Source organism: Sphingomonas sp. P4_D12, assembly GCF_056401895.1.
Genome location: NZ_JBFUIL010000003.1, coordinates 178,851 through 204,481 on the forward strand (window position 1 = coordinate 178,851; position 25,631 = coordinate 204,481).

At 63.4% G+C, this 25,631-nt stretch carries 29 protein-coding genes; 12 read left to right on the top strand and 17 right to left on the bottom strand.

The window, feature by feature from the left end; genetic code table 11:
- The first annotated feature begins 14 nt into the window (after positions 1 to 14).
- Positions 15 to 995, top strand: coding sequence for a hypothetical protein (locus AC1DSD_RS06775; RefSeq protein WP_478029179.1), 981 nt, complete (start codon positions 15 to 17; stop codon positions 993 to 995).
- 1 nt (position 996) lies between these two features.
- Here the strand turns inward: AC1DSD_RS06775 and AC1DSD_RS06780 are convergent, their stop codons facing one another.
- Complete coding sequence (locus tag AC1DSD_RS06780) at positions 997 to 1,713, bottom strand: phosphatase PAP2 family protein (protein ID WP_478029180.1); 717 nt, start codon at positions 1,711 to 1,713, stop codon at positions 997 to 999.
- 218 nt (positions 1,714 to 1,931) lie between these two features.
- Here AC1DSD_RS06780 and AC1DSD_RS06785 point away from each other — a divergent pair, with 218 nt between their 5' ends.
- Positions 1,932 to 2,288, top strand: coding sequence for a hypothetical protein (locus AC1DSD_RS06785; RefSeq protein ID WP_478029181.1), 357 nt, complete (start codon positions 1,932 to 1,934; stop codon positions 2,286 to 2,288).
- 42 nt (positions 2,289 to 2,330) lie between these two features.
- On the opposite strand, the gene AC1DSD_RS06790 is transcribed toward AC1DSD_RS06785, so the two are convergent.
- The 5 genes from AC1DSD_RS06790 to AC1DSD_RS06810 all read right to left on the bottom strand — a co-directional run bounded on the left by AC1DSD_RS06790 (position 2,331) and on the right by AC1DSD_RS06810 (position 6,717).
- A complete protein-coding gene (locus AC1DSD_RS06790) occupies positions 2,331 to 2,702 on the bottom strand; it encodes a GFA family protein (protein ID WP_478029182.1) in 372 nt (123 codons plus the stop codon).
- Positions 2,703 to 2,781: 79 nt separating this feature from the next.
- Positions 2,782 to 3,450: a hypothetical protein gene (locus AC1DSD_RS06795; protein ID WP_478029183.1), complete on the bottom strand. Its 669-nt coding sequence runs from the start codon at positions 3,448 to 3,450 to the stop codon at positions 2,782 to 2,784.
- Positions 3,451 to 3,534: 84 nt separating this feature from the next.
- Positions 3,535 to 3,870, bottom strand: a complete 336-nt coding sequence (locus tag AC1DSD_RS06800; protein ID WP_066585011.1) for a WYL domain-containing protein — start codon at positions 3,868 to 3,870, stop codon at positions 3,535 to 3,537.
- 76 nt (positions 3,871 to 3,946) lie between these two features.
- A complete protein-coding gene (locus AC1DSD_RS06805; RefSeq protein ID WP_478029184.1) occupies positions 3,947 to 4,333 on the bottom strand; it encodes a DUF427 domain-containing protein in 387 nt (128 codons plus the stop codon).
- 50 nt (positions 4,334 to 4,383) lie between these two features.
- On the bottom strand, positions 4,384 to 6,717 hold the full coding sequence (locus AC1DSD_RS06810) for a GH92 family glycosyl hydrolase (protein ID WP_478029185.1): 2,334 nt from the start codon (positions 6,715 to 6,717) through the stop codon (positions 4,384 to 4,386).
- Positions 6,718 to 6,879: 162 nt separating this feature from the next.
- Between AC1DSD_RS06810 and AC1DSD_RS06815 the strand changes: the two genes are divergently transcribed.
- On the top strand, positions 6,880 to 7,278 hold the full coding sequence (locus tag AC1DSD_RS06815; protein WP_478029186.1) for a cupin domain-containing protein: 399 nt from the start codon (positions 6,880 to 6,882) through the stop codon (positions 7,276 to 7,278).
- The gene (locus AC1DSD_RS06820; protein WP_478029187.1) at positions 7,275 to 8,714 is read left to right on the top strand and encodes an MFS transporter; all 1,440 of its coding nucleotides are present in this window, start codon (positions 7,275 to 7,277) and stop codon (positions 8,712 to 8,714) included. The genes AC1DSD_RS06815 and AC1DSD_RS06820 overlap by 4 nt, the downstream gene beginning before the upstream one ends.
- A gap of 153 nt (positions 8,715 to 8,867) precedes the next feature.
- Here the strand turns inward: AC1DSD_RS06820 and AC1DSD_RS06825 are convergent, their stop codons facing one another.
- From AC1DSD_RS06825 to eno, 3 genes are all read right to left on the bottom strand, one after another.
- Positions 8,868 to 10,640 (bottom strand): DUF885 domain-containing protein, encoded by a 1,773-nt coding sequence (locus AC1DSD_RS06825; RefSeq protein ID WP_478029188.1) that lies wholly within the window; start codon positions 10,638 to 10,640, stop codon positions 8,868 to 8,870.
- Positions 10,641 to 10,728: 88 nt separating this feature from the next.
- A complete protein-coding gene (locus AC1DSD_RS06830; protein ID WP_478029189.1) occupies positions 10,729 to 11,046 on the bottom strand; it encodes an FtsB family cell division protein in 318 nt (105 codons plus the stop codon).
- A 220-nt stretch (positions 11,047 to 11,266) separates the two neighbouring features.
- The gene (eno, locus tag AC1DSD_RS06835) at positions 11,267 to 12,547 is read right to left on the bottom strand and encodes a phosphopyruvate hydratase (protein WP_478029190.1); all 1,281 of its coding nucleotides are present in this window, start codon (positions 12,545 to 12,547) and stop codon (positions 11,267 to 11,269) included.
- Positions 12,548 to 12,735: 188 nt separating this feature from the next.
- Here eno and AC1DSD_RS06840 point away from each other — a divergent pair, with 188 nt between their 5' ends.
- Genes AC1DSD_RS06840 through AC1DSD_RS06860 form a run of 5 tightly spaced genes read left to right on the top strand, consistent with a single transcriptional unit; the run spans position 12,736 to position 14,657 of the window.
- Complete coding sequence (locus tag AC1DSD_RS06840; RefSeq protein ID WP_478029191.1) at positions 12,736 to 13,230, top strand: hypothetical protein; 495 nt, start codon at positions 12,736 to 12,738, stop codon at positions 13,228 to 13,230.
- A 15-nt stretch (positions 13,231 to 13,245) separates the two neighbouring features.
- Positions 13,246 to 13,602, top strand: coding sequence for a phage holin family protein (locus AC1DSD_RS06845; protein WP_478029192.1), 357 nt, complete (start codon positions 13,246 to 13,248; stop codon positions 13,600 to 13,602).
- Between the two features lie 2 nt (positions 13,603 to 13,604).
- The gene (locus tag AC1DSD_RS06850; RefSeq protein WP_478029193.1) at positions 13,605 to 13,886 is read left to right on the top strand and encodes a DUF3618 domain-containing protein; all 282 of its coding nucleotides are present in this window, start codon (positions 13,605 to 13,607) and stop codon (positions 13,884 to 13,886) included.
- A gap of 31 nt (positions 13,887 to 13,917) precedes the next feature.
- Positions 13,918 to 14,385, top strand: coding sequence for a hypothetical protein (locus AC1DSD_RS06855; RefSeq protein ID WP_478029194.1), 468 nt, complete (start codon positions 13,918 to 13,920; stop codon positions 14,383 to 14,385).
- Positions 14,386 to 14,426: 41 nt separating this feature from the next.
- Complete coding sequence (locus AC1DSD_RS06860) at positions 14,427 to 14,657, top strand: DUF4170 domain-containing protein (protein WP_066810542.1); 231 nt, start codon at positions 14,427 to 14,429, stop codon at positions 14,655 to 14,657.
- 44 nt (positions 14,658 to 14,701) lie between these two features.
- On the opposite strand, the gene AC1DSD_RS06865 is transcribed toward AC1DSD_RS06860, so the two are convergent.
- From AC1DSD_RS06865 to carA, 5 genes are all read right to left on the bottom strand, one after another.
- The gene (locus AC1DSD_RS06865; RefSeq protein ID WP_478029195.1) at positions 14,702 to 15,337 is read right to left on the bottom strand and encodes a rhomboid family intramembrane serine protease; all 636 of its coding nucleotides are present in this window, start codon (positions 15,335 to 15,337) and stop codon (positions 14,702 to 14,704) included.
- Positions 15,338 to 15,342: 5 nt separating this feature from the next.
- The gene (gene greA, locus AC1DSD_RS06870) at positions 15,343 to 15,819 is read right to left on the bottom strand and encodes a transcription elongation factor GreA (RefSeq protein ID WP_478029196.1); all 477 of its coding nucleotides are present in this window, start codon (positions 15,817 to 15,819) and stop codon (positions 15,343 to 15,345) included.
- 83 nt (positions 15,820 to 15,902) lie between these two features.
- Positions 15,903 to 19,226, bottom strand: coding sequence for a carbamoyl-phosphate synthase large subunit (carB, locus tag AC1DSD_RS06875; RefSeq protein WP_478029197.1), 3,324 nt, complete (start codon positions 19,224 to 19,226; stop codon positions 15,903 to 15,905).
- 1 nt (position 19,227) lies between these two features.
- Positions 19,228 to 20,055 carry a ribonuclease E inhibitor RraB gene (locus AC1DSD_RS06880; protein ID WP_478029198.1) on the bottom strand — a complete coding sequence of 276 codons (828 nt, stop codon included), beginning with the start codon at positions 20,053 to 20,055 and terminating at the stop codon, positions 19,228 to 19,230.
- 2 nt (positions 20,056 to 20,057) lie between these two features.
- Complete coding sequence (gene carA, locus AC1DSD_RS06885; RefSeq protein ID WP_478029199.1) at positions 20,058 to 21,221, bottom strand: glutamine-hydrolyzing carbamoyl-phosphate synthase small subunit; 1,164 nt, start codon at positions 21,219 to 21,221, stop codon at positions 20,058 to 20,060.
- A gap of 105 nt (positions 21,222 to 21,326) precedes the next feature.
- On the opposite strand from carA, the gene AC1DSD_RS06890 reads away from it, so the two are divergent.
- On the top strand, positions 21,327 to 21,779 hold the full coding sequence (locus AC1DSD_RS06890) for a GatB/YqeY domain-containing protein (RefSeq protein WP_478029200.1): 453 nt from the start codon (positions 21,327 to 21,329) through the stop codon (positions 21,777 to 21,779).
- Positions 21,780 to 21,901: 122 nt separating this feature from the next.
- Complete coding sequence (locus tag AC1DSD_RS06895) at positions 21,902 to 22,294, top strand: endonuclease domain-containing protein (protein WP_478029201.1); 393 nt, start codon at positions 21,902 to 21,904, stop codon at positions 22,292 to 22,294.
- 39 nt (positions 22,295 to 22,333) lie between these two features.
- Here the strand turns inward: AC1DSD_RS06895 and AC1DSD_RS06900 are convergent, their stop codons facing one another.
- Genes AC1DSD_RS06900 through AC1DSD_RS06910 form a run of 3 tightly spaced genes read right to left on the bottom strand, consistent with a single transcriptional unit; the run spans position 22,334 to position 23,694 of the window.
- Positions 22,334 to 22,960, bottom strand: coding sequence for an ATP-dependent Clp protease proteolytic subunit (locus tag AC1DSD_RS06900; protein WP_478029202.1), 627 nt, complete (start codon positions 22,958 to 22,960; stop codon positions 22,334 to 22,336).
- A gap of 45 nt (positions 22,961 to 23,005) precedes the next feature.
- Entirely contained in the window at positions 23,006 to 23,365 is a 360-nt protein-coding gene (locus tag AC1DSD_RS06905) for an SRPBCC family protein (RefSeq protein ID WP_478029203.1), read from the bottom strand.
- The gene (locus AC1DSD_RS06910) at positions 23,362 to 23,694 is read right to left on the bottom strand and encodes an ArsR/SmtB family transcription factor (protein ID WP_478029204.1); all 333 of its coding nucleotides are present in this window, start codon (positions 23,692 to 23,694) and stop codon (positions 23,362 to 23,364) included. The genes AC1DSD_RS06905 and AC1DSD_RS06910 overlap by 4 nt, the downstream gene beginning before the upstream one ends.
- An 89-nt stretch (positions 23,695 to 23,783) precedes the next feature.
- Between AC1DSD_RS06910 and dnaG the strand changes: the two genes are divergently transcribed.
- On the top strand, positions 23,784 to 25,631 hold the full coding sequence (dnaG, locus tag AC1DSD_RS06915) for a DNA primase (protein ID WP_478029205.1): 1,848 nt from the start codon (positions 23,784 to 23,786) through the stop codon (positions 25,629 to 25,631).

Sequence of the window (25,631 nt, forward strand, 5' to 3'; positions counted from 1 at the left end):
AGTATCGGCGCGAAGTGCTCAACACTTTGGACGGCCTTCAGATAAACGCAAACGCCTTGGATCCAGACTCCCCCATCGGTATCTGCTCAATTTCGATCAGGTCGCCGCACCCTGATGAGATTACGTTTATCGAGGGGAAATTATTTCGTGGCGGGTTAAAAAGCACCATCGTTTTGGAAATTTGTTCGGACGACTTCTCTTTATCCGAGATGAAGAATGATATTAAATCATCGGATGGCACCCCGCTATCGCCGCACAATGAAACGTATCTACCAAAATACTTCGCCGCGACTAGCTTAAGCTCTATCCTAAATGGATGTTTGTCAATTTGGAATATTTGCTATTTTGGGTGCCTTAACTCGGCCTATCACATCGCCTCTTTTGACGAAGAGACACTGGATTTCGGAGATGCGTGTGAATTCAGGACCCTTTGGGCGGTTGCTGACGGCGGAATGATCGGGAACGCTTTCGACATTAAAGTGGCCCCAATGGCGGCATTAGAGTGGAGTAGAAAATGTTCTGGGTTTTGGAAAGGCTATGCCGATACTAAGATTCAAAGAGCCGCCGCCTGCTTATTGCGAACATTTTCGACAAGAACATCTGGCATGGATACCTACAGCACCCTCATGTGGTCCTTAGCGGGCCTAGAGGCGCTCTATTGTAACAACGAATCATCTATAAAATATCAAATTAGAAAACGAGCGCCGATCGTTGTTGGTCGATTTGGAATAAAGGATCTGGATAGAAATATATCCAGAGGCTATGATTTTAGATCTAGGCTATTTCATGGGGATATAAAGATCAGAAGCCCGATTGCCGACGATGATAGTGACTACGACGACGATAAATATCATAAACTTCAGGCAGATATATATGCAGATTTTTTCTGCCTACTCCTAACCTGTTCTATAAAAGCTGCAATTGAGGAAGAGTCGCAGGAAATTTTGTTCGAAGAGCGCGGGAATTTTGTTAAATGTGGTTCGCCTACAGCCTAGATTAGCCTTCCCCCCGTCCCAACCACCGATCCCCCATCCACACCAGCAACGCCCAGGCCGTCCCGAAACACCAGCCCGCCAGCACATCGCTCGGCCAATGCACGCCGAGATACACCCGGCTCATCCCGATCAGCACCGCGAGCAGGCTGAAGAACGCGACCACCGCGACGCGCCCCGCCCTGCCCCGCCAGCCGTCGCGCGGCATGGCCTCGGCCAGCATCAGCGCCAGCGTCAGGTACACCGCGGACGAGATCATCGCGTGGCCGCTGGGGAAGCTGGCATTGGTCACCTGAACCAGATGCGGGACGAGATCGGGCCGCGGGCGGGCGATCCAGCTCTTGAGCATGCCGTCGATCACCGAGCTGCCGATCAGCGACAGCGCGATCCCCGCCGCCTCCGACCTTTTACCCGCGCCGATCAGCCAGGCGATGCCGGCGACGCCGAACAGCCACAGCAAGGTGTAGCCGCCGAGCGCGCTGATATCGACCGCCGACTGCAACAGCCAGGACGGCCCGATCGGCGTCTGCGGATGGCCAGGCACGCGGAGAGCGAGCAGCAAGCGGGTGTCGAACGAGAAGCCCTCGCCCTCGATCAGCTCGTCGGCAAGATGGACGCCGAGCAATATCAGCGAGACGGCGAACAAGGCGAGCGCGGGCCACGCCCAGCTGCCACGCCGAGCGGGGGCGGTTACCCGTTCGATATCGTCCGCTTCGGCCATCGCTCCTCCAACGCGCGAACTCTCGCACGGTCCTGGCTTGTGGACCAGACGAAGGGTGCTCTCCGCTCCCCTCCCGTTTTACGGGAGGGGAACATCTGCGCGATCGCGCCTCCAGCACTGAAGCCAATATGAACCTGCCAGAGACGGGTCGTTCAGGAACCATAACGGCTGCGAATCGTATCGTTCGGAACGGCTCATATCGGGCCAGGAGAGGTTACATGAAGACGTTCCTGATAGCGGCTGGCCTGATGGCCACCATGCTGGGCGTTACGCCAGCGGTCGCGGCGCCTGTTGCCGGCAACGCGCCGGGGATCGAAGCACCGCAGTCGCGTGGCGACGTGCGTGACGATCGCCGCGATGATCGCGGGATGGATCGGCGCGATGATCGCGGCGACCGCCGGATGGACCGTCGCGACGATCGTCGTGGCGATCGCTGGGACAATGGCCGTCGCGACGGTCGCCAGGATCGTTGGAACAACGGTCGCGGCAATCGCTGGGGCTGGAACAGCCGCCGTTGCCACAATGAGCGCCGTCATCACCGTTGGGTGCGCGTCTGCGGTCGCAACTGGCGCTGAACGAACAAAAGAGGGGCGGCCGGTCGGTCGCCCCTTTTCATGTCACCACAAATTCTTGCCGTCCAACACCGTCACCGGCCAGTCGGCCGCCTCGAAATCGTCGAACAGCCGCGCGTTGACCGCGATCCGCCGCGTCTTGCCGTCCCAGCTGCCGTCGCGCTGGAAATCCGGGCTGTCGGCGTAGAGATCGCACCCGCACGCCGAGCAGAAGTGATTGTGCACCATGCGGCTGTTCCAGCGATAGATCGCATCGCTGTCCGCCTGCGTGACCTTGAATTGGGCCGGCGGGTAGTAAGCGTAGAGATGCCCGCGCTTCGAACAGAACGAGCAGGTGCAGCGGGTCAGCTTCTCAGGCAGGTCGCCATCGACCTCGAACGCATTGCGTCCGCAATGGCATCGGCCGGTCAGTGTCATCAATGCTCTCCCTTCCAATGCTAGCTACGCTCGACTGCGCGGACGGTTGCGGCCAGCGCTTGCCGATGCGCTCAACCGCTCAGGAAAACAGCGCCGCCACGAGCGTGACCAGCGCCAGCGATTGGATCATCGCGATATTCGCTTCCCACCAGCCGCGCAGCAGGGAAACGCCGAGGTGCCGCGCGAACCAGCGCGTCTGCAGCAATCCATACCACAGCAAGGCAATCGCCCCGAGCACGAGCCCCGCCACCCCGCACCATAAAGGCTTGAGGGTGAGGAGGATCCCCGCAATGCCGAGCACCAGGGCGAACGGCGCGGTGACATAGCATTGGCTGTAGAAAGGCGGCCTGAGCGTATCGCGGTCGAGTCGTTGCTTCTGCTGCCGCACCAGCCGCGCCGCCATGATCAGCGGAAACACGCTGAACGTCGCCAGCCGCAGCACCAGCAGATTGGTATCGTCGCCGACCACCGCATCGAGCCCGACCTTGCTCGCGACGATCGGGCTCTGCCCCACCGTCGCGAGTTCGATGCCGTGGCTGAGGATCAAGGTCAGCAGCAGGAATAGCGGCGGCGTGAGCGTGTCGGTATATTGCTGGTCGGGCTGGTCGCCGAGCTCGATATCGGCGTAGTTCATCATCTCCTGCGGCCGCGCCAGCGAGCGCCACAGGGTGACCGGATAGAAGATCAGCCACGACATCACTTCGTAGAGAAGCTCGTCGAGCGACTTCAGCAGCGTGAAGAACCCCATGGCCGACCCCCTGTCAGGCGACCAGGGGAGTTGAGCATGAAAAAGCGTTTCAGGCCAGCGCGATGGCGCGGGCGATGCGGTGGATCAGCCCTCTACCGCCATCAGCGTCGAGCCGACGAAGCGCTCGTCCTCGGGCTCGTAGACCGAGCTGGTCACGAAATCGCGCTCGTCGAGCCGCAGCCCGACCAGCCCGTCGAGCTTGAACAGCCCGACTTTCTCCTCACGCGGGCGCTGCCCGTCGCGCTCGATCGTCACCGCGGCGACGTAAAGCGCGTCGTTCTTGGTGAACAAGGCGTGCGGCGCCAGGATCACCGCCATGCGGTTATAGGTCGCCGCGACGCACTTCTTGCGGACGATCCCTTCCAGGATGACGGGGGCACCGCCATTCGGCGCGGGATCGGTTTTCTCAGCGAGGTACATGACTCGGTTATAGCGTATATGCTGCATTGCAGCAAGAACGTCGGGCCGAAATGTGCTCGCCTATCGGTCAGTCGCGTCAGTCGTCGCGCTGTTCGATCGTCACGCGGTCCGGATAGAAAGCGAGGTGGTCGCGGATGTCGGCGACTGCCTCGTGCGGCTGCTCATAGGTCCAGATCGCATTCTCGCCGCGCTCGATCCCGGGGATCGAGAAATAGGACGCCTCGCCCTTATACGGGCACCAGCTGTGATGATCGGTACGGTCGAGCCCCGACAGATCGGCATCGCCGCGCGGGATATATTGCACTGCGGGATAGCTCGCTTCCTGCAAGCTCAGCGCGTTGCGCGTATCGGCGATGACCTTGCCGCCGGCAGTGACGACGATGTGCTTCGGGTTGACCGTGACGGTGATCGGATGGTCGGGCCCCGGAATCAGGGTGCGGCGGGCAGTGGCGGTATCGGACATGACGGTCCTCCTTGGGGCTACCCGTCAGATGGGTCCGCCCTCTGCCCCACTCAATAGCCGCTCATCGAATAAGGTCGCGACGCGATGCTCGCCCCCCACGTCTTGTTGGGTGTCGCTGCCATCGTGAAGCGCAGCGTCCCGCCGCGCATGATCTCTTCATGCCCGATCCACACGCGGTCGAGCGGTTTGCCGTTGAGCGTCACCGCGCCGACATAGCGATTGGCCGGCGACAGACTGTCGGCGAGGATGGTGAAGCGCTTGCCGTTGGGCAGGTTGAGCGTCGCGCGGTCGACGAACGGGCGGCCGATAACGTACTGGCCGCTACCCGGCGCGACCGGATAAAAACCGAGCGACGTGAACACCAGCCAGGCCGACATCTGACCGAGATCGTCATTGCCTGCCAGGCCGTCCGGGGTCGGCTTGTACTGGCTGTCGACGATCTGCTTTAGCCGCTCCTGCGTCCGCCACGGCGCGCCGGCATAAGCATAGAGATAGGCGACGTGGTGGCTCGGCTCGTTGCCATGGATATATTGGCCGATCAGCCCGGCAATGTCCTCGGCATGGCTGTAATCGACCTTCGAATTGTCGAAATCGAACATCGCGTCGAGCTTCTTGACGGTCGCCGCGTCGCCGCCGAGCAGCTTGATCAGCCCGCCCTGGTCGTGCGGCATGAACCAGGAGTATTGCCAGGCATTGCCTTCGGTATAGTCCGATCCGTAGTTGATTGCGGTCGGATCGAACGGCGTGCGATAGCTGCCGTCGCTCTTGCGCGCGCGGAGCCAGCCAGTCTGGGTATCGAAGCTGTTGCGCCAGAAGGCGGCGCGCTTCTCGAACGTCTCCGCGACGTCGGTGCGGCCGAGCTTCCGCGCCATCCGCGCGATCGTCCAGTCGTCGAAGGCATATTCGACCGTCTTCGACGCCGCCTCGGGCTCGCGGTCGATCGGGACGTAGCCGAGCTTCATATAGTCGCCGAGCCCGCCATATGGGGCATAGGTCGCGCTCGCGACCATCGCGTCGAGCGCCTTATTGGCGTCGAAGCCCTTGATGCCCTTGAGATAGGCGTCGGCAATGATCGGCACCGCGTGGTAGCCGATCATGCACCAGGTCTCCTGCCCCTGGAACTGCCAGATCGGGAGAATACCGTATGGGCTCTGGTCACGGCTCACCATCAGCGAGCGGACGACATCGGTCGAGGTCTGTTGCGGCTGGACGATCGTCAGCAGCGGATGTTCGGCGCGGAACGTGTCCCAGAGCGAAAAGGTCGAGCGGAAAGTGAAGCCCTCCGCCTTGTGAACCTGATCGTCGGGCCCGCGATAGCGGCCATCGGCATCGCCGGCGATGCTCGGCGCCATCATCGCATGATAGAGCGCGGTATAGACCGACTTGCGGATCCCCGGCTCGGCCTGGATGTCGATGGCGCCCAGCGCCTTCGCCCAGGCCGCCTCGGTCTTCGCGCGGATCGCGTCGAAGCCGCCGGGCTCGCTGTCGAGGTTGCGGATGGCACCGTCTTCATCGACACTGGAGATCGCGACCCTGACCTCGAGCGGTGCATCGAGCCGGCCGAAATCGAGCCGCGCGACCAATGCCCTGCCCTTGATTTCGGCGATGTCGCTGCCGGTGCGGCCCGGGCCCTTGAAGCCCTTGTACGGAATGTCCGTTTCGCGATTGACGAACTCATGTCCTGTGAGCGGGCGCGAGAAGCGCATCGCGAAGAACAATTTGCGCCCCGGCGCCCAGCCGCGCGTCTCGCGACCCCCGGTCAGCGTACCGTCGGCGCGCAGGCGGACCGAGGACCAGGAAACCTTGCCGGGATAATTGTAGAGGCTCGAACGTAGGTCGAACACGAGATGCGCGGGCTTGCCGCCCTCGAACGTATAGCGATGCACGCCGATCCGCGTTCCCGCGGTCAGCTCGGCGCGGACGCCGGCATCGGTCAGGTTGACCGCATAATAGCCCGGCGACGCGACCTCGCCCTGATGCGTGAAGCGCGAGCGGTAGCCGCTGCCGGGTTTGGCGGGATCGCCCGGCTCGAGCGGCACGGCATCGCCCGACACCGGCATGACCAGGAAATCGCCGAGGTCTGAATGGCCCGAGCCCGAGAAATGCGTCTGGCTGAAGCCCTGGATTGTGGGATCGTCATAGCGATAACCGGCGGCATGGCCGTAACAGGTGCGGATCACGCAAGTCGCGTCGGTGTCGGGTGACACCTGCATCATCCCGAACGGCGACACCGCGCCGGGGAAAGTATGCCCTTCTCCGCCGGTGCCGATGAACGGATCGACCGAAGCGACGGCGCCCGACGGCGCGGCCTGGGCGATCGGCGAGAGGACCAGCCCGCATACGGCGAGTAGGGCGGGAAGGCGGCGCGGGGGGAGGATCGGCATATTGTGCTTCAAGCACAGCGGGGGCCTTGCGCCAAGGTTGTCGGCGAAATCAGCTCATTAGAACTCCCCTCTCCCGCTTGCGGGAGAGGGCTAGCGATGTTCGTGACTAAGTCCCAATTTTGGGGTTGTCCTCCCCTGATTCCCGGGAGCATGAGCCTCCCCATGCCGCATCCGCTCGTCGCTCGCCTGAACCTCGCCCCGCATCCCGAGGGCGGGTGGTTCAGGGAAACGATGCGCACCCCCGACCCGCGCGGCGGCCGCGATCTCGCCACCGCGATCCTGTTCCTGCTCGATGCCGGCGAGCGATCGCACTGGCATCGCGTCGATGCCGCCGAATTGTGGATCTGGAACGATGGCCATCCGCTCACCTTGCTGATCCATGAAGACGGCGAGACGCGCGACCATCGCCTGGGCCCGGACAACCCGCAGGTGCTGGTCCCGGCGGGCGCTTGGCAAGCGGCCGAACCGCGCGACGGCTGGACCTTGGTCAGTTGCGTGGTGACGCCGGGCTTCGATTTCGCCGGCTTCGAACTGGCGGCGCCAGGATGGAGCCCGGCATGAGCGCCGACCATCACCTCGAACCGGAAATCGAACCGGCGCGCAGCGATGGCCTGCCGCTGCCCAAGCGCTACCTCGCGATCGGTGCGCTGTGCGCCGGCACGGCCCTGGTCATCATCGACGGCGGCATCGCCAATGTCGCGCTGCCGTCGATCGCGCGCGACCTGAAGGTCGATTCGAGCTCGGTCGTCGCGATCGTCACCGTCTATCAGTTGATGCTGGTGATGCTGCTCCTGCCCTTTGCCGGGCTCGGCGAGCGGATCGGGCTGAAGCGGATGTACCAGGTCGGGCAGCTGATCTTCACGGTCGCGACCCTGCTGTGCTTCTTCGCCAAGAGCCTCCCCTTCCTGCTCGTCGTCCGCGCGGCGCAGGCGATCGGCGCGGCGGGCGCGCTCAGCGTGTCGTCGGCGCTGATCCGCTCGACCTATCCGTCGAAGCAATTGGGCCGCGGATTAGGGATCAACTCGGTGATCGTGTCGAGCTCGGCCGCCGCCGCACCGACGATCGGCGGCCTGGTGCTGGCGATCGCGCCCTGGCCCTGGGTCTTCGCTTGCGCCATTCCCTTCGCCTTGCTCAGCCTGGTGCTCGGTCGCGCGCTGCCCGACCCCAAGCCACGCCATGCGCATTTCGACCTGCTCGGTGCGGTGATGTGCGCGGCGATGTTCGGGCTGGTGATCGGCGGCGCGGAAAGCGCGGTCCATGGCAATAGCCCGGTTGTCTCGGCGGCGATCGTCGCGACCGGTGCGTTGATCGGTTATTATTTCGTCCGTCGCGAGCGAGGCGACGCCAATCCGATCCTGCCGCTCGATCTGCTCGAACGCCCGGTCATCGCGCTGTCGGTGATCGGCGCCTACACCGCATTCATCGCGTCGATGACGTTGCTGCTGTCGACCCCGTTCCGACTGACTCAGGAATTCGGGTTCAGCGCGGCGATGGTCGGCGCCGCGATCGCGCCCTGGCCGCTGACCAACATGATCGTCGCGCCGATGGCCGGCTGGCTGTCCGACCGCATTCCGGCGGGTCTGCTCGGCGGGATCGGCATGTGCGTCAGCATCGTTGCTTTGCTGCTGATCGCGTTCCTGCCCGAGCATCCGAGCTATTTCGACATCGCCTGGCGGATGGCGCTGTGCGGATCGGGCTTCGGCACCTTCCTGCCGCCCAATGCCCGCCTGATCATCGGCAGCGCCCCGCGCGACCGCGCCGCGGCGGCGGGCGGACTGATCTCGACCGTGCGCCTGACAGGGCAGACTACCGGGGCCACCGTCGTCGCGCTGTTGCTCGCGCTCGGTATCGGCGCTGGGCGCGTGCCGCCGCTGGTGTCGGTTGGATTGGCGGTCGTCGCCGGCCTGTGTAGCATCGCTCGCCTGCGTCCCTCGATCCGCAATCCCACGCGGACCGAGGTTCAAGGGGACGTGCCGACGCTCAAGACGACGCGGTAATATTTTTACCCTCTCCCGCTTGCGGGAGAGGGAGGGACCCTCCGCCGACGGCGGTGGGAGGGTGAGGGTCTTCCTTCTTCTTAAACTACTGCCGCTTGGAAGAAGAAAGAAGACCCTCACCCAACCCTCTCCCGCAAGCGGGAGAGGGCAGTATCAAAATACCGATTTCGCCTCAGTCCCCATCATAGCCCCACGCACCAGCGGGATCGGCGGGCCGCCGTAGGACAGGAACTGGTTGTGGAACTGCTTCCACGCCTTGCGTCCGCCGCGGGTCGCGGTCCAGTCGTCGCGCAGCTTGCGGATCATCAGCTTGCCGAGCGTGTAGTTGAGATAGGCCGGATCATAGGTCCCGCGCGCCGCCTGCTGGTCCGAATTGCCTTCGTCCTGATAGCATTGCTCGCGGAACATCTTGAACGAATCGGCCTGGGTCATGCCGCGCGCATGCATGCCGATCGCCGACAGGAAGCGGCAATCGCGCAGCAAGGCGTTGGACAGCTCCCCGATATGCGTCTCGGGATCGCCATTCCCCAGCCCGGCATCCCACATCATCTCCTCGGCATAATGCGCCCAGCCCTCGGCATACGCATAGCCGACGAACAGCTGGCCGAAGAGCGACGGCGAGCGATTGGCGTGAAGGAACTGGACGAAATGCCCCGGCATCACTTCGTGCACCGAAGTGAAGAGCAGGTCCATCTTGCCCGGCACGAAGCCGAGTTGCTTGGCCTTGGGCCAGCTCGGGTCGGGCGGCGAGATGTAATAGACCGATGGGATGCCTTTATCGAACGGCCCCGGCGGATCGATATAGGCCGAATTCTGCCGGTTATAGGGCGGACTTTCCTCGACCAAAGCCTGTTCGGTGCCGGGGATCGAGACGATGTCGTGCGACACCACGAACTGGCGCAGCATCGGGATCTGGCGCCGCGCCTCGGCGACCGGATCGTTGCCGGCCGGCTTGTTGGCGGACATCTTGTCCATGCAGGCCTGGATCGTCTTCTTCGGCGCATATTTGGCGCAGGCTTGCTTGAGCGCGTCCTGGTTCTTGGCAAGATCGGCCTTGCCTGCGGCCTCGAGCTGGTCGAGCGGGGTATCGACGCCTTCCGTTTCGGCGAGCATGCGCTGGAACTTCTCCGGCCCCAGCGCGAAATCCTTGGTCGCGGTCTTCTTCTGATTGCCGAGCCATTTGGCCAGGTCGCCTGTCACCACCGCGGCGGCTTCGGAGGCGTCCTTCAGATCCTTCTGCATCTTCTTGTCGTGGACGCTCGCAAACGCTTTACGCGCGTCGCCGCGATAATAGTCCGCGAATCCGCTGAACGCCGCGACGCCGTATTTGATGAAGCTCTCGGGCATCGGCGTGCGCAGATTGGTTCGGATGTTCCACACCGCCGACGGCACCTGGCGGAAGAACTTGATCAGCGCTTCCATCCGCACTTTCGCTGGCGCGTAAGGCCGCGCGATATAGGTGTTGGGATCGAGGCCGTTGCCGACATAATAAGCCGGGTTGGTGTGCGGCTGATCGGCATCCTCCAGCCAGAACAGCTTGCCGCGCGCGACCTGGACCAGATAGTCGCGCTCGAACGCATCCTCCTTGGACAGCTTGGCCTTGTCGAACGCCTGGGCGTCGGCGATCGCCTTGTGCAGGAAGTCCGCCTGTGCCTTCAGCCCGGACGGGCTCCAGTCGGGCATCACGCCGTCAAATTCATGCTTGCCCTGATAGACCGCAAACGCGGGGTCGAGCTTGAACCAGCCGTTGATGAAGCTGTCGCGGAATTGTGCCCATTGCGGCGAGGGGGCCGTAGGCACTGCCGCCGTCGTGTTGACGACACTGGTTTCGTTGACGTTGGTCGCGTTGACATTGGTGGAGTTGGTGGACGAATGACACGACGCCAGCGCGATGCAGGCGACCGCGCCCAGCAGCTTGAACTTCATTGGACTCTCCGAACCTTATGGGGCGGAGTGCTGCCAGATTGCGCGGCACGACGCCAGTGCGCTTGCTCCACATCAACGCCGCAGCCGCTTATTTGAGCGGGACGACGACCTCGTTGGGATTAACCACATTGAGCTGCTTGCGCGTCAATTCGTCGGCCATGTCGGGATCGACCTTGTTCGGGTCGAGCAACTGGACGCGGTTGGCGAGCACCGTCTGCTTCTGCTTGAGGTCGGCAAGCTGCTGCTGCTTCTTGGCGAGCAGGCGCTGGTAGTCGCCATAGGCAAGCGCGCCGTTGCTGCCGACGACCGCATAAGTGCCGAAAAACGCCATGATCCCCAGCGCGAGCGCGGGAAAGGCGGCACGACGAAAAACTGAACCGAAAGTGGTGCGGCGACGGGACGACATCTTGGGGTAGCCTTGTCGCTCACCACGACTCGCGGATCAAGCTAGTATTTAACCATAAATCGCCGAATCGAATCGGATTGGCGATGAATTGAATCAGGCAGAGCGGCGGCTCTGCACCATTCCGTCACCCCGGACTTGTTCCGGGGTCCAACTTTCCACAACGGAATCTAGCCGTTGTTGCGCGTTGGATGCCGGGACAAGCCCGGCATGACGGTTGAGGTCAGCGACTGCGGATCACACTCCGCCCGGCGAACACCGCGACGTCGCCCAGTTCCTCTTCGATCCGGATCAGCTGGTTGTACTTGGCCAACCGGTCGGAGCGCGCCAGGCTGCCGGTCTTGATCTGCCCGCAATTGGTCGCGACCGCGAGGTCGGCGATCGTCGAATCCTCGGTCTCGCCCGAGCGGTGCGACATCACCGCGGTGTACGAATTGCGCTGCGCCATCGACACCGCCGCCAGTGTCTCGGTCAGCGTGCCGATCTGGTTGACCTTGATCAGGATCGAATTGGCCAGCCCGCGCTCGATGCCGTCGGCCAGACGCGTGGGATTGGTTACGAACAGATCATCGCCAACCAACTGAACCTTGTCGCCGACCATGTCGGTCAGCGCCTTCCAGCCTTCGAAATCGTCCTCGGCCATGCCGTCCTCGATCGAGATGATCGGATATTTGGCGACGAGATCGGCGTAATAGCCGGCCATTTCCGCCGGGGTCAGCACCTTGCCCTCGGCCGAGATGTGGTATTTGCCGTCCTTGAAGAATTCGGTCGAGGCCGGGTCGAGCGCGAGCATGACGTCGTCGCCAGGCTTATACCCTGCCCCTTCGATCGCCCGCATGATGAAGTCGAGCGCGTCGGTGGTATTGGCGATGTCGGGGGCGAAGCCGCCTTCGTCGCCGACGCCAGTCGACAAGCCCTTTTCATGAAGCATCTTTTTGAGCGTGTGGAAGATTTCCGAGCCCGTCCGCACCGCCTCGAACAGCGACGAGGCGCCGACCGGCATGATCATGAATTCCTGGAAATCGATCGGATTGTCGGCATGCTCGCCGCCATTGATGATGTTCATCATTGGCACCGGCAAAACGTGCGCGTTGACCCCGCCGACATAGCGATAGAGCGGCAAACCGCGCGCGTCGGCCGCAGCTTTGGCGGTGGCGAGGCTGACGCCCAGGATCGCATTGGCGCCCAGCCGGCCCTTGTTCGGCGTACCATCGAGCGCGATCATCGCGGCGTCGACCTCGGCCTGATCCTCGGCATCGAAGCCGAGCAGCGTGTCGGCGATCTCGCCGTTGACCGCGTCGACCGCTTTCTGGACGCCCTTGCCCGACCAGCGGCTCTTGTCGCCGTCGCGCAATTCGACCGCCTCGTGCGCGCCGGTCGAGGCGCCCGACGGCACCGCGGCGCGACCGAACGATCCGTCCTCGAGCATCACTTCGACCTCGACCGTGGGGTTGCCGCGGCTGTCGATGATCTGGCGGCCGTGAATGTCGATGATTGCGGTCATGGAACGGTCTTCCTAGATTAGGGTAGTAGGAATTAACTTGGGGCGTCGCGGCGGCGCTCTAACGGCTTCGCGCGCGGGCGGCAAATCGCTTGTCCCGCATGACGGAACCGGCAAGCGCCGCCTTGGTTGTCGATATGGAACAGCGATTGTCGACGTCCGTCGACAACGAACCAGTAAGGAAGAGTACCATGGCCGATACCGCATCGAACGAGACGCCGAACGGCACCGGGACCGGTCCCGGCGCCAGCACCGGCGGGACGACTGGTGACAAGCCCAACGCCACCCAGGCCCTCAAGGACAATGTGATCAAGTTCGCCAACGACGCGGGCGAAAAGGCGAAAGGCTATGCCGAGGATGGCAAGAGCCGCGCCGGCACCGCGCTCGACGAGCTGGCAAAGATGCTGCAGGAGGCCGCCGGCACGGTCGATGAGAAGGTCGGCGAGCAATATGGCCAATATGCCCGCTCCGCCGCCGACGCGGTCGCCAATTTCTCCGGCGCGCTCAAGGAAAAGCAGGTAGACGACATCATCGACGATGCGCGCGAATTCGTGAAAAAGAGCCCGGCGGTGGCGATCGGCACGGCGGCGGCGATCGGCTTCGTCCTGGCGCGATTGGTCAAGGCAGGGCTCGACGGTCAGGCCGACAAACCGTCGGACAAGCCGTCGAACGACACCAAAGCCTGATCAGAGCGGCCGCGCGTGGAGGGGGAACCGCAGCCCGACGACAGCATCACATCGTTGGTCAGCCGACTGATCGACGATGGCGAGAATTTCGTTCGGGCGGAGGTCAAACTCTATCGCGCGCGGCTGTTCTCGCGGCTGGACGAGGCCCGCAACGCGATCCTGCTCGGGATCGGCGCGCTGGTGCTGGCCCAAGCGGTGCTGGTGGCAGCGCTGGTCGGGTTGCTGATGACACTGCGCTGGCTGGTCGGCCCCGGCTGGGCGACGTTGATCGTCGTCGGTGGCGGCGTGCTGGTCACCGCGATCATGGCCTGGAGCGCTTGGCTGCTGGTCAAGAAGGCGACCGAGATCAAGGACAAGGACGAGCGGCCGTGAATTTGATAGACGACGAACTGGTCAAGGCGGAGGCCAATTCCATCGATGCGCGGCGTCAGCTCGCCCAAACGGTCGTCGCGCTGCAATCCAGACTCAAGCCCAGCGCCCTCGCACGCGACGCGGTCGAGGAACTGAAAGAAGTCGGTGGCGAAATGGCGCGGTCCGGAATCGAGTCGGTGAAGCGCAATCCCCTGCCCGCCGTCGGCGTCGCCGCGCTGTTGACCGCATTTTTCGCGCGCAAACCGCTCGCCCGGCTGCTCCGAAGGCAACCGACCGACGCATGAAGAGTTCGACCCCATTGAGAGGGACATGAATATGACCGAGACAGCAGAACCGCAGGGCACAGTGAACAAGCAGGGTGGCCGTATGGAAAATGCATTGGCGACGGCACGTGGCGCGACCAACGACGCGCTCCATGAAACGCGCAAGGCCGCGGAACGCGCCGGCAAGGCGATCGAGGCCAACCCGCTGGCGGTGATCGCCGGCGGGATCGCGATCGGCCTGGCGGCGGGCGCGTTGCTGCCCAAGACCAAACGCGAGACCGAGTTGCTCGGCTCCGTCGGCAAGCGCCTGACCGGTGTCGCGGCCGGCGCCGCCGAAGCCGCGCGCGACGCGGCCAAGGCAGAGCTCGGCTCGCTGCCGCTCAGCAAGGACGCGGCAAAAGCGCAGGTTTCGAAGCTGATCGACCAGGTGGCCAAAGCGGTATCGAGCGCCGGGGAAGCGGCGCTCAACGGCAGCCCTGTCGCGGCCGCGGAGATCAAGCCGGCAAAGAAGTCCAAATAGGCGCTTCAACGCTGCAGCGCAGCGCGTTATGGGGTGGAGCCATGAGCAAGCTCCACCTCGTGTTCGGCGGTCGCGTCAAGGATCCGCGAACGCTCGACTTCGATCAAACGACCGTCGAGGTCGTCGGCATCTTTCCCGATTACGCCAGCGCCGAAAAAGCTTGGCGCGCCGCCGCGCAGCGGACGGTCGACGATGCCGAAATGAAGTTCGTGGTGGTCCACCTCCACCGCTTGCTCGAGCCCGATCCAGAGTTGCAGGCGCCGCACGCTTAAGAGCGATTGCCAGATGTTATCGGCTTCTGGCTGAGGTTGCCCCCTTACGCCTTGCGATATCGCCACAGCAGCAACGGGCGCGCCAGGATCAGGCCGACGATGAACCCGCCGATATGCGCGCCGATCGCAACCGGCTGGCCCATCATGGTGGTGAACCCGATCAGGAGATTAATGCCCGTCCAGGCCACACCCAGCCACAAAGCGTGGATAAGTCCCGCGGGGAGCGGGCCGACGCCTGGCGTGCGGCTCCCGCCGTACAGCATCGCATACGCCGCCACGAGCGCGGAGATTGCTCCGCTCGCGCCGATCATCGGCATGACCGCGCCCGGATCCTGCGCCCATTGCCCCGCCGCTGCGGCATAGGCGCCGATCACATAGAGCGCCGCAACGCTGACCGATCCGAGCGCACGCTCAGCCTCGCGTCCGCAATAGACCAGCATCACCATGTTGAAGAACAGATGCATCCACCCGCCATGCAGCAAGGTGGCGCTGAGCGGAGTCAGCCAGACGGGCACGAGCCAGCCGGCATAATTGGCGATCGGCACGTGGGGAACGCGGCCGGGAATGAACCCGCCGGTCACCGCCGCCACGTCGGGCGCGACGAACAGGATCGCGCACACCGACACGGCGACGGTCAGGATCGCGATCCCGTACGTCGCCGGCGCATCGCGAAAATGCATCGGGTTTAGATGAACTCGATCTTGGCGACGACGTAATAGCGGTCGCCCGCCGGCACCGACACTTCGACCTCGTCATCGACCTTGCGGCCGATCAGCGCACGGCCGAGCGGCGAATTGTACGAGATGCGGCCGCTCTTGGCGTCCGCCTCGGTCTGGCCGACGATCTGGTACTTAACCGGCTTCTCGTCGTCGTCGAGCAACGTCACCGTCGCGCCGAACACGACCTTGTCGCCCGACAATTCGGTCGGATCGATGATCTGCGCGCGGCTAAGCTTGTCCTCGATATCGGCGATCGATGCCTCGATCTGGCCCTGACGCTCCTTCGCGGCATGGTATTCTGCGTTTTCCGACAGGTCGCCGTGCGCACGCGCTTCCTCGATCGCATCCACGATGTGGGGGCGTTCGTCTTTGAGACGGCGCAGATCCGCAGTGAGCTTTTCATAGCCCTCTTGCAGCATCGGCATCTTCTCAACAGTCGCCATAACCCCTGGTCCCTCGTTCCAAATATCCATCCCCAAGCGACCCCTTCCCGGAACCGCCCGCACCTGTTTCTCTTGTGAGGGGATCAATTGTGCGAGTGCGAATGATAGGATTGCAACGGCCGAACTTCAAGTGACCGTGTTGCAAGCGCGACAATAGCCTTCGCAGCTTCGACCGATGCCGAGGCCGTGGTGAAGTGCGGAATCTTCTGCGCGACCGCCGCCTGGCGGATCGGCTGCGAGTCCTTGAGCGACTGCCAGCCCTCGGTCGTGTTGAAGATCATGTCGATCCCGCCGTCCTTGATCCGGTCGACGATATGCGGACGTCCCTGCGCGACTTTGTTGACGCGCTCGACCGGCACGCCATGCTCGCTGAGATAATCGGCAGTGCCGCCGGTCGCGACGACGGTGAAGCCGAAATCGGCCAGCGCACGGGCGCCCGGCAGGATGACCGGCTTGTCGCTGTCCTTGACGCTGATGAACACCGTACCGCTCTCGGGCAGGATGGTTCCTGCGCCGAGCTCGGCCTTGCCGAACGCCGCGGTGAAATCCTGATCGATTCCCATGACTTCGCCGGTAGACTTCATTTCCGGCGAGAGGACTGGATCGATCCCCTGGAAGCGATTGAACGGGAACACGGCTTCCTTGACCGCGAAATAGCCGATGTCGCGGTCGATTACCGGCAGGTCCTTGAGTTTCTCGCCCGCCATCACCCGACTGGCGATCTTGGCGATCGGCGATCCGATCGCCTTGGCGACGAACGGCACGGTGCGGCTGGCGCGCGGATTGACCTCGATCAGATAGACTTTGCCGTCCTTGACCGCGAACTGGATATTCATCAGGCCGACGACGTTGAGCGCGCGCGCCAGCAGGTCGGTCTGGCGCTCGATCTCGGCGATGATGTCCGCGGGCAGGCTATAGGGCGGGATCGAGCAGGCGCTGTCGCCCGAATGGACCCCGGCTTCCTCGATATGCTGGAGCACGCCGGCGACCACGACGTCGGTGCCGTCGCAAATCGCATCGACATCGACCTCGATCGCGTCGCGCAGATATTGGTCGATCAGCACCGGCGAATCGCCCGATACCTGGACCGCGGTCTGGATGTAATCGTCGAGCTGCTGGGTGCCGTCGACGATCTCCATAGCGCGGCCGCCGAGGACATAGCTCGGGCGCATGAGCACCGGATAGCCAATGCGTTCCGCCACCGCGACCGCCTCGTCGCGGCTGCGCGCGATGCCGTTGGCAGGCTGGTGCAGGCCGAGCTTGTTGACCAAAGCGGCGAAGCGCTCGCGGTCCTCGGCCAGGTCGATCGCGTCTGGGCTGGTGCCGAGGATCGGGATGCCGGCTTTCTCCAGCGCGCGCGCCAGGTTGAGCGGGGTCTGTCCGCCGAACTGGACGATCACGCCGACCAGTTCGCCCACCTGCTGCTCGGTATAGAGGATCTCGAGCACGTCCTCGGCGGTCAGCGGCTCGAAATAGAGCCGGTCCGAGGTGTCGTAGTCGGTCGACACCGTCTCCGGGTTGCAATTGATCATGATCGTCTCGAACCCGGCATCGGCCAGCGCGAAACAGGCATGGCAGCAGCAATAGTCGAACTCGATCCCCTGCCCGATCCGGTTCGGGCCGCCGCCCAGGATGACGATCTTGCGCCGCGTCGACGGCTGGCTCTCATCCTCGGGCTCACCGAAGCTCGGCGCCTCATAGGTCGAGTACATGTAGGGTGTCTTGGCGTCGAATTCGGCCGCGCAAGTGTCGATGCGCTTGAACACCGGGCGCACGCCCAAGCGATGGCGCAGCGCCCTCACCTCGTCTTCGTTGACCCCGCCGGCCATCGCCTTGACTGCTTCGTGGATCAGCCCGCTGCGCGCCGGGAAACGGTCGCGTAAACCCACCGACTGCACAGCGAGATAGGCGAGCCGCTTGTCGCTGAAGCCCATCGACTTGAGCCGGCGCATGCCTGGCGCGTCCTGCGGTAGGCCGTTGGCGATCACTTCGCTTTCGGCGGCAATGATTTCTTCGATCCGTTCGAGGAACCAGGGATCGTATTTGGCGATCGCGTGGATCTCGGCGACGGTGAAGCCTTCGCGCAGTGCCTGCGCCGCGACCAGCAGCCGGTCCGGAGTCGCGACCGCCAGCGCCGCCTCGATCTCGTCGCGCGGCGCACCGACCAGCCGGTCGACCGTATTGAACCCGGACAGCCCGGTCTCGAGCCCGCGCAATGCCTTTTGCAGCGATTCGTGGATGTTGCGGCCGATCGCCATCACTTCGCCGACCGACTTCATCGCGGTCGACAGCACCGCTTCAGCGCCCTTGAACTTCTCGAACGCGAAACGCGGGATCTTGGTGACGATGTAATCGATCGTCGGCTCGAACGAGGCCGGGGTCGCCCCGGTGATGTCGTTGATGATCTCATCGAGCGTGTAGCCGACCGCGAGCTTGGCCGCGACCTTGGCGATCGGGAAGCCGGTCGCTTTCGACGCCAGCGCAGACGAGCGCGACACGCGCGGGTTCATCTCGATGACGACGAGGCGGCCGTCCTTCGGATTGACTGCGAACTGAACGTTCGAACCACCTGTTTCCACACCGATTTCACGCAGCGTCGCGATCGACGCGTTGCGCATGATCTGATATTCCTTGTCGGTCAGCGTCAGCGCTGGCGCGACGGTGATCGAATCGCCGGTGTGGACGCCCATCGGATCGATATTCTCGATCGAGCAGACGATGATGGCATTGTCCTTGCGGTCGCGGACGACCTCCATCTCGTACTCTTTCCAGCCGAGCAGCGATTCCTCGATCAGCACCTCGGTGGTCGGGCTGGCGTCGAGCCCCTTGCGGACGATGTCGATGAACTCGTCCTTGTTATAGGCGACGCCGCCGCCAGTGCCGCCGAGCGTGAAGCTCGGGCGGATGATCGCCGGCAGACCGACTTTCTCCAGCCCTTCCAGCGCCTCGGCCTCCGAATGCGCGATCGCAGAACGAGCGCTTTCGAGACCGATCTTGGTCATCGCGCCCTTGAACTTGAGCCGATCCTCGGCCTTGTCGATCGCCTCGGCATCGGCGCCGATCATGATCACGCCGAACTTCTCGAGCGTGCCGTCCTGCGCAAGCGCGAGCGCGGTGTTGAGCGCGGTCTGCCCGCCCATCGTCGGCAGCACCGCGTCGGGGCGCTCCTTCTCGATGATCTTGGCGACGACGCCAGGCGTGATCGGCTCGATATAGGTCGCATCGGCCAGGTCGGGATCGGTCATGATCGTCGCCGGGTTCGAATTGACCAGGACGATGCGATAGCCCTCTTCCTTCAGCGCCTTGATCGCCTGCGTGCCCGAATAATCGAACTCGCACGCCTGGCCGATGACAATCGGCCCGGCGCCGATGACGAGGATCGAGGAAATGTCAGTGCGTTTGGGCATGTTAGTTCTTCTTGGCCCCGAATAATTTGCTCAAGAGCGATTTAGGTTGGGATTTAGGAGGCTCGGACTGCGCTGCGGCGGCGCCGACGACCGGGGTCTCCCAACCGTCGTATTCCACACCGTGTCGCTCGGCCATTCCAACAAGGACGGGCGTGACCTCTCTGAAGATCCCGAATTCGACTGGGGTTTCGGTGGTCAATACCACGCCAGCGGAGTCATCCAGCCAGTGATCAACCGAATAACCCCATGGCTCAAGGTCACGGATCAGTCCTAGAAGGCGATCCTTTTCCCCATAGAACCAGAAGTCGGTTTTGCGTGCTGTCGACCCGTCGTCGCCATGCTTCTGGAGATTGGAAATAACTTCCTGGTCGCCATGGAGCTTACGGTCGATGATAGTGGGCGTAACAAGCTCGATGAGCGCTGGCCGATCGGTCAGCGACGCAGCGCTGAGCGCATAACCCTCAACGCTCAACTGATCGAGGATCGGCGTAAAGTTTATGGGCCTTGCATGGCTGTAAATCATGCGTCGCTCACCGTCTCCTGAAACACTGGCAACGTGCAGCGCTCCGATGTCAAACGCGCCAAGTTCCAGCGCAAGGCGGTCTTCAACCGGATAGATGCGATCAGTATGCTGCGGCATTCCGATGTCGTTCACTATGGCGGCGTCGGCGCGGCAATGAACGGCTGTGACGGAACCTTCCTGCAAGGCGGTTTCGACAAGCGGGTTGCCGGTCCGAGCTAGGACAACAAGCGGATATCCGTCCGATGTGAGGCGCTCGAAAAGAATCCAACTGTCATTGTCACCGGCTACCGACTGATCGAACGCCACACTCACTTCAGCCCACCGACAAACTTCTCGAACAGATAGAAGCTGTCCTGCGGGCCGGGGCTCGCCTCGGGATGATATTGCACGCTGAACGCGGGTCGATCGGTCAGTTCCAGCCCCGCGTTCGAGCCGTCGAACAGCGACACATGCGTCTCGCGCGCATTGGCCGGCAGGCTGTCGCGTTCGACCGCGAAGCCGTGGTTCATGCTGGTGATCTCGACCCGACCGTCGCTGAGGCGCTTGACCGGATGGTTGGCGCCGCGATGGCCCTGGAACATCTTGGTCGTCTGCGCGCCCACAGCCAGCCCGAGCAATTGGTGGCCGAGGCAGATGCCGAACAGCGGGATGTTGGTTTCGAGCAATTGCTGGATCACCGGCACGGCGTACTCGCCGGTGGCGGCGGGATCGCCCGGGCCATTCGACAGGAACAGGCCGTCGGGCTTGAGCGCCATCACCTGATCGAACGTCGCGGTGGCGGGGACGACGCTGACCTTGGCGCCGGCCTTGACCAAATTGCGGTAGATGTTGCGCTTGGCGCCATAGTCGATCGCGACGACATGGGGGCGGTCATCCTCGCGCCCTTCGCCGCCATAGCCGAACCCAAGCCGCCAGACGCCGCCTTCCCAGCCGTAATCCATCTCGGTGGTCACCGCGATCGCCAGGTCCATACCTTCGAGCCCCGGCCAGGCGCGCGCCATGTCGAGCAGCAACGGAATGTCGAACTTGCCGTCGGCGGCATGCGCGATGACGCCGTTGGGTGCGCCGCCGGTACGAATCCGCTTGGTCAATGCGCGCGTATCGATCCCCGACAGGCCGACGCGCGCATGGCGCTTCATCCAGTCATCGAGCCGCTCGACCGAGCGGAAGTTGGACGGCGCGGTGACGTCTTCACGCACGATCATGCCGAGCGCGTGGGGCATGTCCGCCTCGATATCGTCGGGATTGGCGCCGACATTGCCGATATGCGGGAAGGTGAAGGTGATGATCTGACCGGCGAATGACGGGTCGGTCATGATCTCCTGATAGCCGGTCATCGCGGTGTGAAAACACACTTCGCCGACCGCCTGGCCCTCGGCACCGAAGCCGCGGCCCCACACTATCTCCCCCGACGCCAGAACTAGGCATCCAGTCGCTCCTGCGGGCACGTCGAAAGGCTTGGCGTCGGCCATTGCGGGCGGGCACTCCGTTTGGTTTGGGCAGCGATGTCGCTAAGGCCCGGCAGCTAGACCCCCCACCCCCTCGCGTCAACCGGCTCGCGTCGCTATGTGGGCTCCATGATAAGAGATGACATCAAAACAGCGCTGATCACCGCCATGAAAAGCGGCGACAAGCAGGGCACAGCGGCGATCCGCCTGATCCAGAGCGCGATCAAGAACCGCGACATCGAGGAGCGCGTCAAAGCGCAACCGACCGAGGACGACACACTCGTCACCGAAGTCCTGCAGAAAATGGTCAAGCAGCGCCGCGAATCGATCGAGATGTACGTGAAGGGCGGTCGCCAGGAACTCGCCGATGTCGAGCAAGGCGAGATCGACATGATCGAGCGGTTCCTGCCCGCGCAGATGAGCGAGGCGGAGACCAGCGCGGCGATCGAGGCGATCAAGGCCGAGCTGGGCGCGTCGGGCATGAAGGACATGGGCCGCGTGATGGCGGAGCTTAAGGCTCGGCATGCACAGAATCTGGATATGTCCAAGGCGAGTGGGCTGGTGAAGGCGGCGCTGTCGTAACTAGCTCCAATTTGGAGACATCCCCTCCCCTAGCCCCTCCCGCAAGCGGGAGGGGAATAGTAGGTTAGCGGCCTGGGAAAACTTAACTCCCCTCCCGCCTGCGGGAGGGGTTGGGGGAGGGCATGTCGGACAAAAACTATCAACGTCCCACGCGACGGTCGCGCGAACTCCGCGCCAATATGACGCCCGCGGAACGCAAGCTTTGGGCGCGGCTTAGCGCCCGCAAGGTCGCCGGCGTCCGCTTCAACAGGCAGTTCCCGATCGGCGAGTTCATCTGCGATTTTGTGTCCCGGGGCGCCAAGCTTGTGATTGAAGTCGATGGCGCCACCCACGGGGAAAGCGAGCGAGCGGACGCCGAGCGAACCCGCTTCATCGAAGGACACGGCTATCGCGTGATTCGGTTCTGGAACAACGAGGTCATGGGCAACGTCGAAGGAGTCGTTTCTGAGATCGAGCAAGTCCTTCGTGACATGCCCTCCCCTAACCCCTCCCGCAAGCGGGAGGGGAATTGCTAGCGCCGCCCTCCACAACGACCCGCACGCCAATCCCGCAATTCAGACACCTCCATCGCCCCCCATCGTACCCGCCTCCCGTTCGGTAAGGATGCGGTCGATCAGGCCCCATTCCATCGCTTCTTCCGCCGTCATGAAGCGATCGCGGTCCATCGCGGCCTCGAACTCCTCATAGGTCCGACCGCAATGCTCGGCGTAGAGCCGGGTCATGCGCTGCTTGGTACGAAAGATTTCCTCGGCGTGGATCAGCATATCCGACGCTTGCCCCTGGAAGCCGCCCGACGGCTGGTGGATGAGGATGCTGGCATTGGGCAAGGCGGCGCGTTCCCCGGATTCGCCCGCCATCAGCAGGAACGAGCCCATCGATCGCGCCGTCCCCATGCAGAGCGTGTGAACGGGTGCGCGGATATATTGCATTGTATCGTACATCGCGAGGCCGCTGGTCACAACGCCGCCGGGCGAATTGATGTAGAGCTGGATCGGCTTCCGGGGATTTTCGGCCTCCAGGAACAGCAATTGCGCGCAGACGAGCGCGGCCACGGCATCGTTCACTTCCCCGTTCAGGAAGATGATCCGCTCGCGCAGCAGGCGCGAATAGATATCGAACGAGCGTTCGCCGCGGCTGGATTGCTCGATGACCATGGGGACGAGTTGCATCGCTTCGCGCATCGGCGAACTCCTAGGTGCTGGAATTTTTGCTGGCGGGCCGAGGCGTCAGGCGGCGAGCATCATCCAAGGGCCGTTATTGTTCGCCGCCGGCATCTTCCGTGGCACCAACCGCGCATCCGTCAGGCCGTGAACCACCCTGAGGATCGAGCCGCCGTCCGCGCCGGGCCTGACCTGGAAGGTAACCACGCTTTCGAGGAATGGCGGTTCAACGTCGCGAATCGCATAGCGGATCTCCTCGCCAGGTGCGGTGGAGACCGGATCGGCATCGGCCAGATCCTCCTCGGGCAGCCATTTGTCCCGAAAGCCGGGGATACTGATCGCTCGCCAGACCTTTTCGGGCGGAGCATCGAGTTCGTATTCGAACACCAGAATCTCGGCCTGCTTTTCGGGCTCGGTACCGCTCATTGATCCATGTCCTTCAGCAAGATCTTCAACGCATCGATCCGCGCGGGCCAATAAGCGCGGTATTTGGTCAACCATGTAGCGATCAGCGCCAGCCCCTCCGGGTCGACCTCATAGTTCACGAAACGCCCCTGCCGCTCTTCGCGAACGAGCCGTGCGGTGCGCAGCACGGCAAGGTGCTGGGACATTGCCGGCTGGCTGATCTTCATGCCGTCCCGCAAGGCGCTGGCGTTCATGCTGCCGCTCGCCAGCTTCTCGAAGATCGCGCGGCGGGTAGGGTCGGCCAGAGCCTTGAACAGCTCATTCTCAAACATGTCGACAGATAAGCGCATACTTATCTGATTGGCAATGCCGAAATCGAGATTTCGCCGCAGTTGCCAAACCCCACGGCTATGCGCCAATAGCGTGATATAATGCGCGGGTGAGTCTTACCCCCGCCTTTCTCGACGAACTCCGCGCGCGAACCCTGCTGTCCGCGCTGGTCGGAAAGACCGTCAAGCTCACCAAGGCGGGTCGCGAGTTCAAGGGCTGCTGCCCGTTCCACAGCGAAAAGACGCCGAGCTTCTACGTCAACGACGACAAGAGCTTCTATCACTGCTTCGGCTGCTCGGCGCATGGCGATGCGATCCGCTGGATGACCGAACAGCAGGGGCTGCCGTTCATCGATGCCGTCAAGGAACTCGCCCAGGCCGCCGGCATGGAAATGCCCGCGCAGGACCGCCAGTCGGTCGAACGCGCCGAGCGCGCCAAGGGCCTGCACGACCTGATGGCCGACGCCGCGCAATTCTTCACCGACCAATTGAACGGCATCGCCGGTGCGGAAGCGCGGTCGGTATTGGAGAAGCGCGGCATCAAGGCGGAGACCGCGCGCACCTTCGGCATGGGCTATTCGCCCGATTCGCGGGGCAAGCTGCGCGAGGAACTCAAAGGCTATGGCGACCCCGCGCTGATCGAATCGGGTATGTTGATCAAGGTCGACGACAAGGAGCCGTACGATCGTTTCCGCGGGCGATTGATGATCCCGATCCGCGACGCGCGCGGGCGCGTGATCGCGTTCGGCGGGCGCGTGATTGGCCAGGGCGAGCCCAAATATCTCAATTCCCCCGACACGCCGCTCTTCGACAAGGGCCGCACGCTCTACAATCTCGACCGCGCCGCACCCGCCAGCCGCAAGTCCGGCCGGATCATCGTGGTCGAGGGCTATATGGACGTGATCGCGCTCGCCCAGGCCGGGTTCGGCGAAGCGGTGGCGCCGCTCGGCACCGCGCTGACCGAGCACCAGTTGGAGCGGCTGTGGCGGCTGGCTGACGTGCCGATCCTCTGCTTCGACGGCGATTCGGCCGGGCAGAAGGCCGCGATCCGCGCGGCGTTGCGCGCCCTGCCCGGCCTCGCCCCCGGACGCAGCCTGCGATTCGTGACCTTGCCCGAGGGACAGGATCCGGACGACCTGGTCCGCGCTCGCGGTCCCGCGGCGTTCGAGGCGTTGCTGGAAAAACCCGAGTCGCTGGTCGACCGATTGTGGGCGCACGAACATGCCGCCGAGCCGCTCGACACGCCCGAACAACGCGCAGGGCTCAAGCGCCGGCTGATGACTCATGCCGAGACGATCGCCGATCCCGACGTGCGCCACGAATATCAGGCCGAATTCCGCCGCCGCATCGATGACCTGTTCGCCCGCCCGCAACGCGATTTCACCCCGCGCCAGTTCACGCCACGCAAGCCAGGCACCAAATGGGTGCCTCCCTTGCCCCCGGCCACATCCCAGGCCAAGGCGGTGCGTGCCGCCGGGATCGACCGGCTGCTGGCCAAGGCCGTACTCGCGGGATTGATCCGCCATCCCACGGAAATCGCTCGCCATATGGAAGTGCTCGGCAGCCTGAAACTGGCCGACGGCGCACTTGGACGATTGTTCGAAGCCGTGGTCGATCTGGCGCTCGAGGACCGAGCGCTTGATAGCCAGCGCCTGATCACCATATTGGGCTCATCAGGACTTGGTCAGATAACCACAGATCTGCTGAGAGCCGATGCCACTCCCTATTCGTTTACCCAGGATGGTGCAGAGCCCGAACGGGCCAGCGCCGATCTTGACGAGGCGATAGCGATCATGGTGGCGCGGCCCGAAGTCGATGCGGCGCTGGCGCAGGCGACATCCGAACTGGAAATTTCCGCGTCGGATGAAGCTTTCCAACGGCAAATGGAACTGTTGCGCGAGCAACGAGCTTTGGAACTGCGGCTTGCAAATCTGATACAAGCGAACAATGACGCGTAA

What these genes read in the sequence shown, in the direction of transcription:
- AC1DSD_RS06805 (WP_478029184.1), bottom strand. Translation starts at nt 4,333, where the DNA reads ATGTCCGATACCGCCACTGCCCGCCGCACCCTGATTCCGGGGCCCGAC.
- AC1DSD_RS06895 (WP_478029201.1), top strand. Translation starts at nt 21,902, where the DNA reads ATGTCGGACAAAAACTATCAACGTCCCACGCGACGGTCGCGCGAACTC.
- AC1DSD_RS06860 (WP_066810542.1), top strand. Translation starts at nt 14,427, where the DNA reads ATGAGCAAGCTCCACCTCGTGTTCGGCGGTCGCGTCAAGGATCCGCGA.
- AC1DSD_RS06780 (WP_478029180.1), bottom strand. Translation starts at nt 1,713, where the DNA reads ATGGCCGAAGCGGACGATATCGAACGGGTAACCGCCCCCGCTCGGCGT.
- AC1DSD_RS06815 (WP_478029186.1), top strand. Translation starts at nt 6,880, where the DNA reads ATGCCGCATCCGCTCGTCGCTCGCCTGAACCTCGCCCCGCATCCCGAG.
- AC1DSD_RS06810 (WP_478029185.1), bottom strand. Translation starts at nt 6,717, where the DNA reads ATGCCGATCCTCCCCCCGCGCCGCCTTCCCGCCCTACTCGCCGTATGC.
- AC1DSD_RS06905 (WP_478029203.1), bottom strand. Translation starts at nt 23,365, where the DNA reads ATGAGCGGTACCGAGCCCGAAAAGCAGGCCGAGATTCTGGTGTTCGAA.
- eno (WP_478029190.1), bottom strand. Translation starts at nt 12,547, where the DNA reads ATGACCGCAATCATCGACATTCACGGCCGCCAGATCATCGACAGCCGC.
- AC1DSD_RS06785 (WP_478029181.1), top strand. Translation starts at nt 1,932, where the DNA reads ATGAAGACGTTCCTGATAGCGGCTGGCCTGATGGCCACCATGCTGGGC.
- AC1DSD_RS06800 (WP_066585011.1), bottom strand. Translation starts at nt 3,870, where the DNA reads ATGTACCTCGCTGAGAAAACCGATCCCGCGCCGAATGGCGGTGCCCCC.
- AC1DSD_RS06910 (WP_478029204.1), bottom strand. Translation starts at nt 23,694, where the DNA reads ATGCGCTTATCTGTCGACATGTTTGAGAATGAGCTGTTCAAGGCTCTG.
- AC1DSD_RS06820 (WP_478029187.1), top strand. Translation starts at nt 7,275, where the DNA reads ATGAGCGCCGACCATCACCTCGAACCGGAAATCGAACCGGCGCGCAGC.
- AC1DSD_RS06865 (WP_478029195.1), bottom strand. Translation starts at nt 15,337, where the DNA reads ATGCATTTTCGCGATGCGCCGGCGACGTACGGGATCGCGATCCTGACC.
- carA (WP_478029199.1), bottom strand. Translation starts at nt 21,221, where the DNA reads ATGGCCGACGCCAAGCCTTTCGACGTGCCCGCAGGAGCGACTGGATGC.
- AC1DSD_RS06830 (WP_478029189.1), bottom strand. Translation starts at nt 11,046, where the DNA reads ATGTCGTCCCGTCGCCGCACCACTTTCGGTTCAGTTTTTCGTCGTGCC.
- AC1DSD_RS06840 (WP_478029191.1), top strand. Translation starts at nt 12,736, where the DNA reads ATGGCCGATACCGCATCGAACGAGACGCCGAACGGCACCGGGACCGGT.
- AC1DSD_RS06900 (WP_478029202.1), bottom strand. Translation starts at nt 22,960, where the DNA reads ATGCGCGAAGCGATGCAACTCGTCCCCATGGTCATCGAGCAATCCAGC.
- carB (WP_478029197.1), bottom strand. Translation starts at nt 19,226, where the DNA reads ATGCCCAAACGCACTGACATTTCCTCGATCCTCGTCATCGGCGCCGGG.
- AC1DSD_RS06890 (WP_478029200.1), top strand. Translation starts at nt 21,327, where the DNA reads ATGATAAGAGATGACATCAAAACAGCGCTGATCACCGCCATGAAAAGC.
- greA (WP_478029196.1), bottom strand. Translation starts at nt 15,819, where the DNA reads ATGGCGACTGTTGAGAAGATGCCGATGCTGCAAGAGGGCTATGAAAAG.
- AC1DSD_RS06855 (WP_478029194.1), top strand. Translation starts at nt 13,918, where the DNA reads ATGACCGAGACAGCAGAACCGCAGGGCACAGTGAACAAGCAGGGTGGC.
- AC1DSD_RS06825 (WP_478029188.1), bottom strand. Translation starts at nt 10,640, where the DNA reads ATGAAGTTCAAGCTGCTGGGCGCGGTCGCCTGCATCGCGCTGGCGTCG.
- AC1DSD_RS06795 (WP_478029183.1), bottom strand. Translation starts at nt 3,450, where the DNA reads ATGGGGTTCTTCACGCTGCTGAAGTCGCTCGACGAGCTTCTCTACGAA.
- AC1DSD_RS06790 (WP_478029182.1), bottom strand. Translation starts at nt 2,702, where the DNA reads ATGACACTGACCGGCCGATGCCATTGCGGACGCAATGCGTTCGAGGTC.